The sequence below is a fragment of the Brevundimonas sp. FG8 genome (assembly GCF_057808845.1).
The window spans coordinates 56,273-71,701 of the sequence record NZ_JBMDIU010000010.1 but is presented as its reverse complement, the minus strand read 5'-3'; the positions used below and the strand labels follow the sequence as shown (position 1 = coordinate 71,701).

General features: G+C 68.6%; 15 protein-coding genes and 1 other RNA gene. 2 read left to right on the top strand and 14 right to left on the bottom strand.

The features are described 5' to 3' along the window. Positions 1-51 precede the first annotated feature (51 nt). Entirely contained in the window at positions 52-768 is a 717-nt protein-coding gene (locus ACODRV_RS14630) for a WecB/TagA/CpsF family glycosyltransferase (RefSeq protein ID WP_488908801.1), read from the bottom strand. A gap of 49 nt (positions 769-817) precedes the next feature. Here ACODRV_RS14630 and ACODRV_RS14625 point away from each other — a divergent pair, with 49 nt between their 5' ends. Beyond that, the gene (locus ACODRV_RS14625; protein ID WP_488908800.1) at positions 818-1,294 is read left to right on the top strand and encodes a hypothetical protein; all 477 of its coding nucleotides are present in this window, start codon (positions 818-820) and stop codon (positions 1,292-1,294) included. Between the two features lie 36 nt (positions 1,295-1,330). On the opposite strand, the gene ACODRV_RS14620 is transcribed toward ACODRV_RS14625, so the two are convergent. The 13 genes from ACODRV_RS14620 to rnpB form a co-directional block, all read right to left on the bottom strand. Further along, positions 1,331-2,464 (bottom strand): mechanosensitive ion channel family protein, encoded by a 1,134-nt coding sequence (locus ACODRV_RS14620; protein ID WP_141627439.1) that lies wholly within the window; start codon positions 2,462-2,464, stop codon positions 1,331-1,333. Positions 2,465-2,533: 69 nt separating this feature from the next. Then, positions 2,534-3,622, bottom strand: a complete 1,089-nt coding sequence (murG, locus tag ACODRV_RS14615; RefSeq protein ID WP_488908799.1) for an undecaprenyldiphospho-muramoylpentapeptide beta-N-acetylglucosaminyltransferase — start codon at positions 3,620-3,622, stop codon at positions 2,534-2,536. A gap of 64 nt (positions 3,623-3,686) precedes the next feature. Further along, the gene (locus ACODRV_RS14610) at positions 3,687-3,992 is read right to left on the bottom strand and encodes a DUF6289 family protein (protein WP_141627441.1); all 306 of its coding nucleotides are present in this window, start codon (positions 3,990-3,992) and stop codon (positions 3,687-3,689) included. A gap of 64 nt (positions 3,993-4,056) precedes the next feature. Beyond that, a complete protein-coding gene (gene ftsW / locus ACODRV_RS14605; protein ID WP_141627442.1) occupies positions 4,057-5,238 on the bottom strand; it encodes a putative lipid II flippase FtsW in 1,182 nt (393 codons plus the stop codon). Next, positions 5,235-6,659 carry a UDP-N-acetylmuramoyl-L-alanine--D-glutamate ligase gene (murD, locus tag ACODRV_RS14600; RefSeq protein WP_141627443.1) on the bottom strand — a complete coding sequence of 475 codons (1,425 nt, stop codon included), beginning with the start codon at positions 6,657-6,659 and terminating at the stop codon, positions 5,235-5,237. Before murD ends, ftsW begins: the two co-directional genes overlap by 4 nt. 4 nt (positions 6,660-6,663) lie before the next feature. Then, positions 6,664-7,773 carry a phospho-N-acetylmuramoyl-pentapeptide-transferase gene (gene mraY / locus ACODRV_RS14595; protein WP_141627444.1) on the bottom strand — a complete coding sequence of 370 codons (1,110 nt, stop codon included), beginning with the start codon at positions 7,771-7,773 and terminating at the stop codon, positions 6,664-6,666. 8 nt (positions 7,774-7,781) lie between these two features. Next, complete coding sequence (locus ACODRV_RS14590) at positions 7,782-9,206, bottom strand: UDP-N-acetylmuramoyl-tripeptide--D-alanyl-D-alanine ligase (RefSeq protein ID WP_488908798.1); 1,425 nt, start codon at positions 9,204-9,206, stop codon at positions 7,782-7,784. Next, complete coding sequence (locus ACODRV_RS14585) at positions 9,199-10,656, bottom strand: UDP-N-acetylmuramoyl-L-alanyl-D-glutamate--2,6-diaminopimelate ligase (RefSeq protein ID WP_488908797.1); 1,458 nt, start codon at positions 10,654-10,656, stop codon at positions 9,199-9,201. Before ACODRV_RS14585 ends, ACODRV_RS14590 begins: the two co-directional genes overlap by 8 nt. Beyond that, positions 10,653-12,365, bottom strand: coding sequence for a peptidoglycan D,D-transpeptidase FtsI family protein (locus tag ACODRV_RS14580; RefSeq protein WP_488908796.1), 1,713 nt, complete (start codon positions 12,363-12,365; stop codon positions 10,653-10,655). Before ACODRV_RS14580 ends, ACODRV_RS14585 begins: the two co-directional genes overlap by 4 nt. Further along, positions 12,362-12,793 (bottom strand): cell division protein FtsL, encoded by a 432-nt coding sequence (gene ftsL, locus ACODRV_RS14575; RefSeq protein WP_488908795.1) that lies wholly within the window; start codon positions 12,791-12,793, stop codon positions 12,362-12,364. Before ftsL ends, ACODRV_RS14580 begins: the two co-directional genes overlap by 4 nt. Beyond that, complete coding sequence (gene rsmH, locus ACODRV_RS14570) at positions 12,790-13,743, bottom strand: 16S rRNA (cytosine(1402)-N(4))-methyltransferase RsmH (RefSeq protein WP_488908794.1); 954 nt, start codon at positions 13,741-13,743, stop codon at positions 12,790-12,792. The genes ftsL and rsmH overlap by 4 nt, the downstream gene beginning before the upstream one ends. Continuing rightward, positions 13,740-14,222, bottom strand: a complete 483-nt coding sequence (locus tag ACODRV_RS14565; RefSeq protein WP_141627450.1) for a division/cell wall cluster transcriptional repressor MraZ — start codon at positions 14,220-14,222, stop codon at positions 13,740-13,742. The genes rsmH and ACODRV_RS14565 overlap by 4 nt, the downstream gene beginning before the upstream one ends. A 436-nt stretch (positions 14,223-14,658) precedes the next feature. After that, an RNA gene (gene rnpB / locus ACODRV_RS14560) (RNase P RNA component class A) lies at positions 14,659-15,034 on the bottom strand. 79 nt (positions 15,035-15,113) lie between these two features. On the opposite strand from rnpB, the gene ACODRV_RS14555 reads away from it, so the two are divergent. Continuing rightward, positions 15,114-15,320 (top strand): hypothetical protein, encoded by a 207-nt coding sequence (locus ACODRV_RS14555; protein ID WP_488908793.1) that lies wholly within the window; start codon positions 15,114-15,116, stop codon positions 15,318-15,320. The last annotated feature ends 109 nt before the right edge of the window (positions 15,321-15,429 follow it).

Here is a 15,429-nt window from a genome sequence, read left to right as displayed (position 1 = left end):
ATGGTCTGGCGGCTGCCGCCGACGTCACCACTCACTACTCACTAGCACTCTTCACCCCTTCAGCACTTCCGTCCTGACGAACCACCCGAAGATCGCCGGCCCCTCGATCACGTAGCGGCGGAACATCCGCTTCGGCTGGCTCAGCAGGCGGTGCAGCCATTCCAGCGACAGCTGCTGGAAGATCTTCGGCGCCCGATGCTGGCGGCCGGTCAGGAAGTCGATCGACGCCCCCACACACAGGGTCACGCCGAACGGCCGTCCTGCGGCGCGCAGGGCATGGGCGAAGCGCTCCTGCTTGGGGAAGGAGACGCAGGCCAGCAGCACGTCCCATTCGGCGGCGGCGGCGGTCTTCACCACCCCGTCCCACTCCGGCGTGCCGGGCGTCAGCATCGGCGCTTCGATGAAGGTGAACCGTCGGCCGGGATAGCGCGCGACCAGATCGTCGAACGCCGCCCGGTCCGGGCCGAACACGCCGAAGGTCAGGTCATGGTCCGACGCCAGCAAGTCCGCCGTCATGTCCGACCCCGGATAAACCGACAGCCGCTTGCCCCGCAGCTTCGCCAGATGGGCCAGAATACGGCTGTCGCAGATCATCAGCGCCGCGCCGCGATAGACGTCCTCGGCCACCCGTCCGTCCATCAGCTTGATCACATGGTCCACATTCGGCGTGACCACATAGCCGTAGGGTCCGCGCGCCATCGCGGCCACCTGCGCCAGCAGCGCGGGGCGGTCTCCGTCGGCGAAATCCAGCGTCATGAAGCGCGTCATGGACGCCAGCCTACTCGAACCCCGGTCAACGTCCGGTTACGATGGCCGGATGAAACGCGTCCTGCCGCTCCTGCTGCTCTTCACCCTGCTCGCCGCCCCGGCGACTGGCCGACCACGGGACGAGCACACGGGCGAGCATCGTTTCGTGCTGATCGGCGTCGGACGGTTCGCGGTCCTCGCCGACATGGTCTCGCTGGAGCGTGACCGGGACGGCGTCCGTCTGCGCGCCTTCCAGGTGACCGAGGCGGATTTCCACGTCGGCGATCAGGCTTACTGGGGCGGCTGGTCCTGGTGGCGCTTCGACTGCGCCGCCCGCACCGCCGACCGGCTGGACTTCGCGGCGGTGAAGGCCGGCGGCGCCGAAGGTCCGGCCACGCCCGATCCCGCCCCGGCATACGAAGCCGTCGAGGGTGGAGACGCCGCCGAGCTTCTGGCCGCCGCCTGCGACCCCGCCTCCGTCGGCCCCTACGGCGTCAGCACGCTGGAAGACGCGGTCACGGTCGGGCGTGAGGCGTTGGCCTCCTAGGATTCCGCTCACCCCCGCGAAGGCCGGATGAGCGGATCAGGAGGGTCGCTCCATCGCCCCGAGCGGAGAAGGATCAAACTCCATCCCCGAGTTCAACTGCCTCTGTCTCGGCAGCGCCTCCGGGCATTCGTCCCGGATGAAGGCCAGCATCTTCTCGCGGATTTCGCAGCGCAGGTCGAAGGCCGTGGGCGCGTTGCGGGCGCTGGCCAGACAGCGGATCTGGGCGACCCGGTCGGTGATGTCGGTCACCTGCAGATTGACGACGTCCCCGTCCCAGCGCGGGCTTTCCTTGCAGATGCGCTCCAGCTCGGCCCTCAGCCGGTCCATCGGCGCCTCATAGTCCACATACAGGAAGGCCGTGCCGATCAGGCGCGCCGTCTCCCGCGTCCAATTCTGGAAGGGCGTGGTGATGAAATAGCTCAGCGGCAGGATCATCCTGCGCCAGTCCCACAGCTTGACCACCACATAGGTCGAGGTGATCTCCTCCACCTGTCCCCACTCGCCCTCGACGATGACGGCGTCATCCAGCCGGATCGGTTGGGCCGTGGCGATCTGGACGCCCGCGATCAGGTTGGTCAGCAGGGGCTGCAAGGCCAGACCGGCGATGATGCCGACCACCCCGGCCGAGGCCAGCAGGCTCATCCCCCACTGCCGCACCGCCCCGATGGTCATCAGCGCCAGTCCCAGCGTCACCAGCGCGATCAGCAGCGCCGCCACCCGCTGCAGGATGCGGGTCTGGGTCACATGCTTGCGGGCGATGAGGTTGTCTTCCTCCGCCAGATTGAAGCGCCGCATGTAGATGATCGCCCACATGTCGGACGCCCCGACGGCCATCCAGCCCAGCGTCAGGACGAAGACGAACCCGAGAATCTGCCGGATCGTCTCCGACGGGCCGGGGTCCATGGGCGAGACCGTCACCGCCAGCGCCAGGGCGATGATCATCACCATCACCCGCACCTTCAGACGCGCCCGCCCCACCAGCCCGCGCCAGAACAGGTCCCGTTTCCGCACCGCCAGCTTCAGCAGCCAGAACACCAGCTGGTTCGCCGCCCAGCCGATCAGCATGAAGACCGCCACGATCAGCGCGATCACCGCCCACTCGGGCAGCCAGTTGAACTCACGCCACAGGGCGGCGATATCGCGGGACAGGTCGGTCACGAATGTCGGCATGGTGAAGCTAACGCGCGACCCGCCGGATCGTGTCCCTGTTTCTTCCTCCTCCCCTCCGGGGGAGAAGGATTAGCGCGCCGCCGCCTCGACCATATCCGCCAGCCGCGCCGTGGCGTCCGGCAGGGCCGCCGAACGCGCGCCCGCGCTCATGGCCGACAGACGCGCCGGGTCCGACAGGATGGCGTTCAGCGCGGCGGTCATGGCTTCGACCGTCACCGCGTCCTCCAGCATCACCTCGGCCCCGCCCGCGTCCGCCAGACTGGCGGCGTTGAAGCGCTGATGGTCGTCCATGGCGATCTTCAGCGGGATCAGCAGCGACGGCAGGGCCGCCACCGCCAGCTCCGAACAGGTCGAGGCCCCGGCCCGCCCGATCACCAGATGCGCCGTCGACAGGCGCGCGGCCATGTCCCGGAAGAAGGGCGCCACCTCGGCCTCGATCCCGGCCTCCAGATAGATCTGGCGCGCGCTCTCCAGCGTCTCGGGCCGCGACTGCTGCTGCACCTTCAGTCGGCTGCGGATCGCCTCCGGCAGGGCCGCCAGCGCGCGCGGCGCGGTCTCGGACAGGATGCGGGCGCCCTGGCTGCCGCCGGTCACCAGCACATGGATCGGCCCGCCGTCGACCGGCGCCGCGAAGGCCCGCTCGTACAGGGCCCGGATGTCCGGGCGCACCGGATTGCCGATCAGGGTCACGCGGCCCCGCACGGTCTCCGGAACCTTCTGCAGATTGGGGAAGGACGAGGCGATGGCGCCGACATGCGGCGCCAGCCAGCGGTTGGTGCGCCCCAGCACCGCGTTCTGCTCATGCAGCAGGGTCGGGCGCTTCTGGCTCAGCGCCGCCAGCAGGGCGGGGGCCGACGGATAACCGCCGAAGCCGACCACCACCGCCGCGTCCAGCCGCGTCAGCGCGGCCCGCGCCTGTCCCACGCCCTTCAGGATCGCCACGCCCGCCTTTGCCATGCCGAGCGGCCCGCTGCCCGTGGCGGCGTCCAGCGCCAGCCGTTCCTCGGCCGGGAAGCTATGGGCGTACTGCTCGCCCCGGTGATCGGTGGCCAGCACGATGCGCCAGCCGCGCGCGGTCAGTTCGCGCGACAGGGCCTCTGCGGGGAACATATGCCCGCCGGTGCCCCCGGCGGCGGCGACGCAGACCTTCACCGCCATTCCGTCAAGCTGGTCGCCAGCCCCATTCGCAATCCACTTCAGGCTCGATGACGAGCCTCAAGGCTCAGTCGAAGTAACAGGTCGCCCCCGGCGTGGCGCATTGGAACTTGTACCAGTCGGAGATCAAAAGATCATAATCAATACCGGAATAGCAGCGGTGGCGCATGGTCTCGGTGTACGCCGTCACCGTGCCGACCGTGTTGCGATGGCCAGAGCAGAATTCAACGTAGGTGCCGACCTGCTCCTGATGGGTTGCGTCGCTGTAGTAGTCGATGATGGTCATGTCGCGCGGGAGCGCCATGCTCGCCGTCGCCGCAAGAGCAAGGCCAGAGGCCACGGCGCCGAGAACCCAGGACTTCTTGATACGCATCACGCAATCCCCTTATGGTTGATCATCAAGATCAACCATGGGAATGCGGTCGATGCAATCCTGACTAGGGCAAGATGCGGCGGCGTTCGCCGAGCGTGGCGCCCGGCTCATAGGCGCCCGGACGACGTCGGGTCAGGCTGAGGGCGAACCCCATCGTCAGCCCCATGGCCAGCATCGACGAGCCGCCGTAGCTGATGAAGGGCAGGGTCATCCCCTTGGTCGGGATCAGGTTCAGGTTCACCGCGATATTGATGCAGGCCTGCAGCCCGATCAGCATGAACAGCCCGGCGGCCGCCACCTGCTCGAACGGGTCATTCAGCTTCATCGCCAGCCGCATCCCGCGAATGACGATGAAGGCGTACAGGCCGATCATGATCAGGCTCAGCACCAGCCCGAACTCCTCGGCGCCGACCGAATAGATGAAGTCGGTGTGCAGGTCGGGCACGGAGCGCTTCATCACCCCCTCGCCCACGCCCCGTCCGACCAGCCCGCCCGCGCGGATGGCCTCGGACGCGCGGTCGATCTGATAGGTCGCGCCCGCGTCGTCCGAACCGAACCGGCTCAGGCGATCGCGCATGTGGCTGAAGGTGAAGAACAGCGCCACGACCCCCGCCGCGCCGGCGCCCGCCAGCGCCATCACCCACTTCAGCGGCACCCCGGCCATAAAGAAGACGGCCATGAAGGTGGTGGTGATCAGCAGGGTCTGGCCGATGTCCGGCTGGATCAGCAGCAGGCCCACCGTCACGGCCCAGACGCCGAAGGCGATGCTGACGCCCGGCACCCCCTGCCCCTTCTGCGCCTCGGAGAACATCCAGGCGGCGAAGACGATCAGGGCGGGCTTGGCGAACTCGGACGGCTGCAGGCTGAACGGCCCCAGATTGATCCAGCGCGCCGCCCCCTTCACCGTGTCCCCGATGAAGGGCAGCAGGGCCATGATGAACAGGGCGCCCAGCAGGGCCAGCACCGCGATCCGTCGCACGCCGCGCGGCGACAGGAAGGACATGACCAGCATGGCCGCCAGCCCCATCGAGGCGAAGACTATCATCCGCCACGAATAGTGGAACGGATCGCTGATCGACTGGTCAGCCAGAATGGCGGCGGGCGACGAGGCGAAGCTCAGCGCCACCCCCAGCCCCATCAGCATCAGGGCGGCGGCCAGCAGGCCGCGATCCATGGTCCAGAACCACTGGGCCAGCAGGCTCTGATCGTTGCGCGAGAAGGCGGGATTATAGCTCTGCTGGGTCATGCGACGCTCGCAGGTGTAGCCCCGAGCGCCAGAACGGCGGCGCGGAACGCCTCCCCCCTCGCCTCGAAGTCCGGATATTGGTCAAAGCTGGCGGCGGCGGGGCTCAGCAGCACCACCTCGTCCCGGCCCGTCGCGGCGGCGGCCTCATAAGCCTGCTGGACGGCCGTCGCCATGTCGCCGCTGATCCGGTGCGGGGTCTCGCCCAGCCTAGCCGCGAACGGCCCGGCCGCCTCGCCGATCAGGAAGGCCTCGACCACCCGGGGGAACAGATCCTCCAGATCATCGATCCCGCCCGCCTTGGCCCGCCCGCCCGCGATCCAGAAGCTACGCTCATAGCTGGCCAGCGCCTGCCGCGCGGCGTCGGCGTTGGTGGCCTTCGAGTCGTTGACGAACCGGACCTTGCCCAGATGGCCCACGGTCTCCATCCGGTGCGCCAGACCGGGGAAGGTGAGCAAGCCCTCGACGGCGGCTTCGTGCGACACCCCGACGGCCCGCGCGGCGGCATAGGCGAACGCGGCGTTCTGGGCGTTATGGCGGCCCGGGAGGGAGCGGGCGGTGGTGATGTCGATGGCGATTCCGTCCGGAGTCCGCAGCACGCCGTCAAACGCCGTGACCGCGCCCATCTTTCTGAAGCCGACCTGCCAGTCGTCCCAGTGATGATGTTTGACCGTCGAGATCAGCGAGACCCTGTCTTCCCGAGCGCTCAGTCCATTCGCGACCTTGAGGCCGAAAGCATCATCGATGCCCACCAGCGCCACGGCCTTCGCTCCCTGCGCCTGGAAGATTCGCGTCTTCGCCTCGACGTACCCCTCCATCCCGCCATGCCGGTCCAGATGATCCGGCGAGACGTTGGTCAGGATCGCCACGTCGGGCGCGAACCTGGTCGTCAGGTCCAGCTGATAGCTCGACACCTCGATCACATAGACGGCGTCCTTCGTCGGCTCCGGCAGGGCCAGCACGCCGATGCCGATATTGCCGCCGACATGCACCGTCAGCCCGGCCTGTTTCAGCACCCAGCCGATCAGGGCCGTCGTGGTCGATTTGCCGTTGGTCCCCGTGATGGCCACCACGCGCGGCCGCTGTCCCTCCGGCAGCGCCGCCAGCGCGCGGGCGAACAGTTCGATGTCGCCGATCACCTCGACGCCCGCGGCCCTCGCCTTCTCGACCGTCCAGTGCGGCTTGGGGTGGGTCAGCGGCGCGCCCGGCGACAGCACCAGCGCCGCGAAATCCGACCAGTCGGCGATCGTCAGGTCCTCGACCGCGAACCCTTCAGCCTCCGCCTGCATCCGGCTTGAGACGCTGTCGTCCCACAGCACCGGCAGCGCCCCGCCCGCCTTCAGCGCGCGCGCGGCCGTCAGTCCCGACCGCCCAAGGCCGAAGACCGCGATCCTCCGTCCTTCAAAGCCGGGGACGGGGATCATGGCTCTATCGCAGTTTCAGCGTCGCCAGACCGGCCAGCGCCAGCATGGCGGCGACGATCCAGAAGCGGATCACCACGGTCGACTCCGGCCAGCCCATCTTCTCGAAATGGTGGTGGATCGGCGCCATCAGGAAGATGCGCTTTCCGGTGGCCTTGAAGTAGGCGACCTGGATCATGACCGAGGCGGCCTCGATCACGAACAGGCCGCCGACGATGCCCAGCACCAGCTCATGCTTGGTGGCCACGGCGATCGAGCCCAGCGCGCCGCCCAGGGCCAGCGAACCGGTGTCGCCCATGAAGATCTTGGCCGGCGGAGCGTTGTACCAGAGGAAGCCCACGCCCCCGCCGATGATCGCCGCCAGGAAAATGGCCAGCTCGCCCGCGCCCGGCACGTGGTGAACGCCGAGGTAGTCCGAGAATTTAAAGTTGCCGACCAGATAGGCGATGATGCCGAACGCCGCCGCCGCCATCATCACCGGCACGATGGCCAGACCGTCCAGACCGTCCGTCAGGTTCACCGCGTTCGAGAAGCCGACGATCGTGAAGGCGGCGAAGATCACATAGAACCAGCCGACATTCAGCAGCACCGCCTTGAAGAAGGGGAAGGCGATGGAGGTCTCGAGGCCCGGAGAGGTCGGCGACACCGTCATCCACAGCACCGTCAGAACGCCCGCGATGAGCGAGACGATGGTCTGGGCGATCAGCTTCTGCTTCGAGGTCAGGCCCGCCGAGGTCTGTTTGGTCACCTTGGCGTAGTCGTCGATGAAGCCCAGCACGCCGAACGCCGCCGTCACCAGCGAGACGATCCAGATGTAGGGATTGGTCAGGTCGCCCCACAGCAGCACCGCCACCGCGATGCCCGCCAGGATCATCAGGCCGCCCATGGTCGGGGTGCCGACCTTCGACAGGTGGGTGATCGGTCCGTCCGAGCGGATCGGCTGCCCCTTGCCCTGCTTGGCCCGCATCCAGTTGATGAAGCGGCTGCCCATCGCCACGGCGACGATCATGGCGGTCGCCATGGCCAGCGCCACGCGGACCGTCTGATACTGGATCAGGTTCAGCAGCGGATAGTCCGGCGCCACGTCCTGGAAATACAGATACAGCAGATAAAACATAGCTTCCCCTATCGCTCCCCGCGCGGTGTGTCGCTGCTTGAGGGGGCGCCCAGCGCCGCCAGAGCCTTCGCGACCAGCGAAGCCTTCGATCCGTTCGAACCCTTGACCATCACGACATCCCCCGGCCCGACCAGCGCGGCGGCCTCGGCGGCCAGCTCGGCGGCGGTCTCACGCCAGACGCCGCGACGGGCGGCGGGCAGGACATCATACAGCTGCTTCATCTCCGGCCCGGCGGCATGGACCAGATCCAGCCCGGCGGCGTCGATGGGGGCGGCCAACCCCTCGTGCAGGCCGCGCGACTGCTCGCCCAGCTCCAGCATGTCGGTCAGCACCACGATCCGCCGAGCGCCGGCCGTCACCGGCCTGGCGCCCAGACTGCGGAAGCCCGCCGCCATCGACAGCGGATTGGCGTTGTAGCTTTCGTCGATCAGGGTGAAGGCCCCGCCGGGCGCCTGCACCGCCGTGGTTTCGCCCCGCCCGGCCAGCGGACGGAAATGCGCCAGCGCCTCCAGCCCGGTCTCCAGCGACACGTCCAGCGCATCCAGCATCAGCAGCACGCACAGACTGTTCAGACCCCAGTGGAACCCCGACTGCGCCAGCTGGTAATCCAGCGTCTTGCCGTACAGCTCGGCCCTGACTCTCGCGCCGCCGTCGAAGGGCTGGAAGTCCAGCAGGCGGGCGTCATGTCCCGCATCGCTGCCGAACGTCGCCAGACGCGCGCCGACGGCCCTGGCCCGGTCGCACAGCACGGCGGCGAAGGCTACGTCGCCGTTGGCCACCGCCACCCCGCCGGGGATCAGTCCGTCAAAGATCGACGCCTTCTCGGCCGCGACACCGGCTTCGCCGTCGGAGAAGGCCTCGATATGCACCGGCCCCACCGTGGTCACGCAGGCGGCGTGCGGCTGGACGAATTTGGACAGCGGCGCGATCTCGCCGGGCGCGTTCATGCCGATCTCGAACACCGCCCGCTCGACCGTGCGCGGCATCCGCGCGAGGGTCAGCGGCACGCCGATGTGGTTGTTGTAGCTCTTGATCGAGGCATGGGCCGGACCGGCCAGATCGAGGCCCGCCTTGATCGCCTGTGTCACGCTGGTCTTGCCGACCGAGCCGGTGACCGCCCCGCGCTTCACATGCGTCGCCCGCTCCCGGGAAAAGACGCCCAGCCCCTCCAGCGCCTTCAGGGTGTCGGCGGTGACGATCGCCGGGCCGTTGACCGGCCGCTCGGTGATCGCGCCCGTCGCCCCGTTGGCGAAGGCCATGTCGGCGAAGTCATGCCCGTCCCGCGCGCCCTTAAGCGCGATGAACAGGTCGCCGGGCACGATCTCACGGCTGTTGTAGGTGATGCCGGTCGCCTCGAACGGGGCGCCGGACAGGCTTCCTCCGGTCGCGGCCTCGATTTCGGCGGACGTCCAGAGGGCGTGGGACTCAGGCATGGATACGCAGGGCTTCCGCGGCTTCGGTGGCGTCGTCGAAGGGATGCACCACCCCGCCGACGATTTGCCCCTGTTCATGCCCTTTTCCGGCGATTACCACCACATCTCCTTCACGCATCAGGCCGACGGCGTGCTGGATGGCGCGGCGGCGGTCGCCGATCTCGTGCGCGTCGGGACAGCCCTCGCGCACCGCCTTGCGGATCGAAGCGGGATCCTCGGAGCGGGGATTGTCATCGGTGACGATGGCGATGTCGGCCAGACGGCCCGCGATCTCGCCCATCAGCGGACGCTTGGCCCGGTCCCGGTCGCCGCCCGCACCGAAGACCACGATCAGACGGCCGGTCGCATGCGGACGCAGCGCCTTCAGCACCGTCTCCAGACCGTCGGGGGTGTGGGCGTAGTCGACATAGACCTCACCCTGTCCGGCGGAACCCGGAATGCGCTCCAGACGCCCCTGCGCGCCCTCGATCTTCTCCATGGCGGCCAGCACACGCCCGGCGTCCTCGCCCGAGGCGATGCACAGGCCCGCGGCCACCAGCGCGTTCGACGCCTGGAAGGCCCCGGCCAGCGGCAGCAGCACCTCATGCAGATCACCTTGCACGTCGATGGTCAGGCGCTGGCCTTCCGGCACCGCGCGGCGGGCGATCAGCGCCAGATCACGCCCGCGCTCGCCCACGCCCATCACGCCGAGGCCCGAGGTGATGCTGGCGGCGGCGAAGGCCGAATAGGCGTCGCTATCGGCGTTCAGCACCGCCGTCCGCCCGCGCGGCAGCAGGGTCTCGAACAGGCGCAGCTTGGCGGCGCGATAGCCTTCCATGTCGCCGTGATAGTCGAGGTGATCCTGCGTCAGGTTGGTGAAGGCCGCGGCCTTCAGCGTCACCCCGTCCAGACGACGCTGGTCGATGCCGTGCGACGACGCCTCCAGCGCCAGATGGGTCACCCCCTCCTGCGCCAGCTGGGCCAGCATCCGCGCGGCGTCGGCGGCGTCCGGGCTGGTCAGGCCGGGGCCCGTCAACGCGTGATTAACGTTACCTGTCTGTTTCAAAACCCCCAGCGTGCCCATGCTCGCGGAGGTCAGGCCCAGCGCCGCCCAGATCTGACGGCAGAAGGCGGCGACCGAGGTCTTGCCGTTGGTGCCCGTCACCGCCACGCAGGTCTTCGGCTGCGCGCCGTAGAAACTGCGCGCCGCGATGGCATAGGCCCGGCGCACATCGCCCGACGTCACCAGCACGGGGGCCAGACCGGCATCGGTATCGGCGGGCGCCAGAACGGCGGCGGCGCCCTGCGACAGGGCTTGCGGAATGAAGGCGCGCCCGTCGGCGGCCGTGCCCGGCAGGGCGACGAACAGCGACCCCGGCGCGACCTTGCGGCTGTCGGCGGTCACGCCGGTGATCATCGGATCGGAGGACACGTCCCGACGCAGCAGGTCAGACAGGCGAACCGCGCTCATTGCGTCACCGCCACGGGCGGAATGACGGGGTCCGCGACCCGGTTCACGCCCAGGAAGCCCGAGATACGGTCGATCACGCGTCCGGCCACCGGCGCGGCGACCGCGCCGCCCAGCTGCGAACCGACCGCCGGCTCGTCAATCAGGACGAAGACGACATACCGGCGCGTGCTGTCCGGACCGTCAGCGGGGAAGACCGAGGCGAACGAACCGACGCCGTGACGCGGGTCATAGCGGCGGTTGACCACCTTGTTCGCCGATCCGGTCTTGCCGCCGACGCGCAAGCCCTGCGCATCCGCCGACCGGCCCGAGCCGCGCAGGACGTTGGCGCGCATCAGGGCGCGGATATTGGCCGAGGTCTCCGGGCTGACCACCCGACGCCCCTCGACGCCCGTTCCGCCGCGACGCAGGGTCAGCGGGCGATAGACGCCGCCGTTGACCAGCGCCACCGTCGCCGCCGTCATCTGCAGCGGCGAGATCATGATGCCGTAGCCGAACGACATCGACGCGCGGGTCGAGTCTTCCCAGTTCACCGGACGACGCGGCGGAACCGATTCATGCAGTTCGATGGGCGCGCGATCCAGCAGGCCCAGCCGGTTGAAGTAGTCGCGCATCACCTGCGGCCCCAGCTCCACCGCCATGCGCGAGGTGCCGATGTTGGACGAGTGCAGATAGACGCCCTCCAGCGACAGAATCTGGTTCGTCGCGTGGAAGTCCTTGATGCGGCGATTTCCGACCATGTACGGCTGCGAGGCGTCGAACGTGGAGTTCATGTCCGTCCGGCCGGTGTCCAGACTGGCCGCGATGGTGAAGGTCTTGAACACCGACCCCATCTCGTAGTTGCCGGTCGCCGCCAGGTTCTTGCTGTCCGAGGTCGGCCAGCTGGCCATGCCCAGAACCTCGCCCGTCGTCGCATCGGCGATCACGCCCACGGCGCCCTTGGCCTGTACGGCGGCGGCGGCGGCGAACAGCTCGTTCTCCAGCACGCCCTGGACACGCAGATCGATTGACAGCGGGAAGCTTTCGCCCCGCGCGCCGGCCGCGCGGATTTCGTCGTTGAAGGCCAGCTCTGCGCCGCTGATCCCCTTGCCCGCCGTATCGGACCGGCCCAGCAGGTGACGCGCCGACGGGGCCAGCGGATAGATGCGCTTGTCGACAGCCTCGAACTCGACACCGCCCAGCGCCAGGGCGTGGATCGCGGCCTTCTCCTTGGGGGTCAGACCTTGCAGGACCAGCGCGCGGCTGCGTCCACGCAGAACCTCGCGCAGCTTGTCCGCCGGGACGCGCGGCAGGGCGCGCCGGATGCTGCGCTCGGCCAGATTGATATCCCAGACCTGCGACGGCGAAACGTACAGATTGTAGTGGTTGGCGTTCATTGCCATCAGGGCGCCATTGCGGTCCACGATGTCCGCGCGCGCCACCGCGTTCGGGTTGGCCGAGGCGCCGACCACGCCCTGCGGAGTCAGTAGCGCCGCCCGCGCCGCGCCCAGCGCCAGACAGCAGAACACGACCGAGAAGGCCGTCATGATCAGGAAGATGCGGACGCGCGTGTCTTCATCCGGACGCGCATCGGCGCGCGCCCTGCCGAACGCATGTTCGACCCACCAGATGGCCTCGGCCAGCCAGCGCCACGACGGCAGCAGGCTGCGCGCGCCATAGGCGGCGGCGCGGGGGGTCGGGCGTTCCCAGGCGCGGGGATCGTGGACGCTCATCGTGCCCCCTCGCCCGTCGGCTCAGCGGTTTCCGGCTCGACGGGGGCGGCCTCGGGCGCCGACGGCGCGGCCACCGCCGGCGCGGGCGAGGGCAGCGGCTGCAACTGGTCCAGACGCTCTTCGGAGGCCTGACGCTTCATATCCACGGGCCCCAGACCGACGTCGCGCGACAGGGCCTCCAGCCGCGCGGGCTGCTCCAGATGCGCGACCTGCGCGCGCAGCAACCGGACCCGGCGGCCATCCTCGCTGATCCTGCGCTCCAGCTCCGCGATCCGGGCGCTCTCGCGCGCGGCGGCGGCCTTGGCCAGATAGACCGAGAAGATCATGGCGCCGACCATCAGCACGCCGATGATCTCGACCCAGCGGATGCCGCGAATTTTCCAGGCGAACAGGCGCTCCAGCGCGCGACGGGCGACGGCGGCGTTCATGCGGCGATCCTCCCCCACGGCGCGGCGTCCGTGCGGACAGCGGCGCGCAGCTTGGCGGACCGGGCGCGCGGATTGGCGGTCAGTTCAGCCTCGCCCGCCTCGACCGCACCCTTGAAGCTCAGGGTGAAGCTGGGCTTGCGTGTCTCGACGGCGACCGGCGCATGGCGCGACCCGCCCGGGGCGTTGCCCGTGCGCTCGGTCAGGAAGGCCTTCACGATCCGGTCCTCCAGCGAGTGGAAGGTCACCACCGCCAGACGCCCGCCCGGCGCCAGCGTCGCCTCGGCCGCCTCCAGCCCGGCGCGCAGCTCACCCAGCTCGTCGTTCACCGCGATGCGCAGGGCCTGGAACACCCGCGTCGCCGGATGGATCGCCGCGCCGCGACGGCCGCCCAGCGCCTTCTCGACCACCTCGGCCAGATCCAGCGTGCGGTTGAACGGCTGCTCGACCCGGCGGCGCAGGATGGCGGTCGCCACACGGCCCGACTGACGCTCATCGCCGTACAGCTTGAAGATATGGGCCAGCGGGCCGTGATCCCAGGTGTTGACGATGTCAGCGGCGGTCACGCCCTCATCGCTCATCCGCATGTCCAGCGGCCCGTCGCGCATGAAGGAGAAACCGCGCTCGGCCTGATCCAGCTGCATCGACGACACGCCGATATCGAACACCACTCCGTCCAGCCTCGCCTCGCCCGTCTGCGCGAAAGCGTCGGCCAGCCCGGAGAAGGGCGTGCGGATCAGGCGGAAGGTGTCGGGATAGTCGTTGGCCACCGCATCGGCGTGGACCTGCACCGTCGGGTCGCGATCCAGCGCGATCACCGTCGCGCCAGTCTTCAGGATGGCGCGCGTATAGCCGCCGGCGCCGAAGGTGGCGTCGATGATGACGTCGCCCTTCCGCGGAGCCAGAGCCTCCAGCACCTCGGCGATCAGGACAGGGGCGTGCGGAGCGGTCATGCGCCCTCCCCTTGCGGACGGCGCGCGCGCAGGGCCAGACGCCCGGCCTCGCCACGCTCGCGCACAGCCTGCCGCGCCAGCGCCCGACGCTCGTCGCGACGGGCGTTCCAGCGTGCTCGATCCCAGATCTGGAAGCGCGAACCCAAGCCTACGATGACCACGTCCTCGCCCAGCCCGGCCTCCTGGCACAGGCTTTCCGGCAGGGTGATCCGGCCGCCGCCGTCGTAGGACAGCGGACGCTGACCGGCGAAGAAGGTCTCTTCCAGCGCGGTGCGCAGATCGTCGCCGAAGGGCAGCTCCTCGATCATCGCGACATACTCGGCCATCAGCTTGTCGCCGCCGGCCTCGAGGCAATCGGACTCGATGGAGAAGAAGCAGAAGACGCCGTGCTCGGCGCCGTTGTCAGCGGTGCGGAACTCCTGCGGGATCAGCAGGCGGCGCTTGCCGTCCAGTTGTTTCTCATAGGTCGAGAGAAACACGCCCTGCCCAATCGAGCCCCCGAAAGGCCCGCTCCCCTGAAATCCCGATGAAACGCCAGCCGGCGCAAACAACCCCTACTGAAGCTATGGGATAGCATGGGACTGAATGGGTCTCAATGGGATTAGTTGACGATCATTAACCGTCAAGCTGACCCAAAATCCAGCAAAAACCGGAACATACAGTGAACTATACACATGTGGACGACCGGTGGACCAACCCTGACACCCCTTTCGATCCAAGTGGTTAATCGGGCGCGGAGACAGGCCGCCGCGCGCGCAACGCTCCAATCCCAGTGAAAGAAGAAAATTCGAGCGCCCGGCCGCCTCGCGGCCCGCCCTCAAGCAGCGAGCCGCCGCGCGGCGAGCGCCAGGGCCAGAATAGTGGGGCTCAAGCAGCGAGCGACCGCGTCGTGAGCGTTAGCCCCACAAAGAAGATAAGGTCAGACGGCCTGTAAGCCGGGTTCTGTTCCCGCAAGCGGGTGACGATCATTCCTCTGGACCGGCCATTGCTGACCGGTTCTCGCGACCTACCCGGATGCTCTCGGGCGGTGAGCCCTGTGAGCCGAGGCTCACGCGACATCCCTATTCGGTCTTGCTCCAGGCGGGGCTTGCCATGCCGGTCCTGTTGCCAGTCCCGCGGTGGGCTCTTACCCCACCCTTTCACCCTTCCCCCCCTCGCAAGGGAGGAGGTTTGCTTTCTGTGGCGCTATCCCTCGGGTCACCCCGGGCGGGCGTTACCCGCCGCCTTTTCACCGTGGAGCCCGGACTTTCCTCGACGGAGCAAGCCCCGCCGCGACCGCCCGGCCGTCTGACGGGCGGACTGATGCCCCTCCCGTTCCCGGGGGTCAACAGATTGATGCCCGTGACACCGGCTTGTGCTAGTCTTCAGCCATGACCCACCCCGCGCCGACATACCCCGTCGACCCCGCGACCGAGACCCCGGTCGAACGCGAAGCACGTCTGGCATGGGAACGCGTCCGGATCGCCGAGGCGGAAGAAGACATCGCCGCCGGGCGTGTCATCGGTGGCCAGGAAGCGCTGGACTGGCTCGACCGCTGGGCCGCCGGCGAAGACCTCGAAGACCCGGACATCGGCTAGATGACGGATTACGCGGTCTATTTCACCGCGCAGTCCAGGCGGGACCTGAATGCCATCCGAAGATGGCTTCTCCAGCCCGGTAGCGGGTTAAAGGCTCGTTTGAAGATGA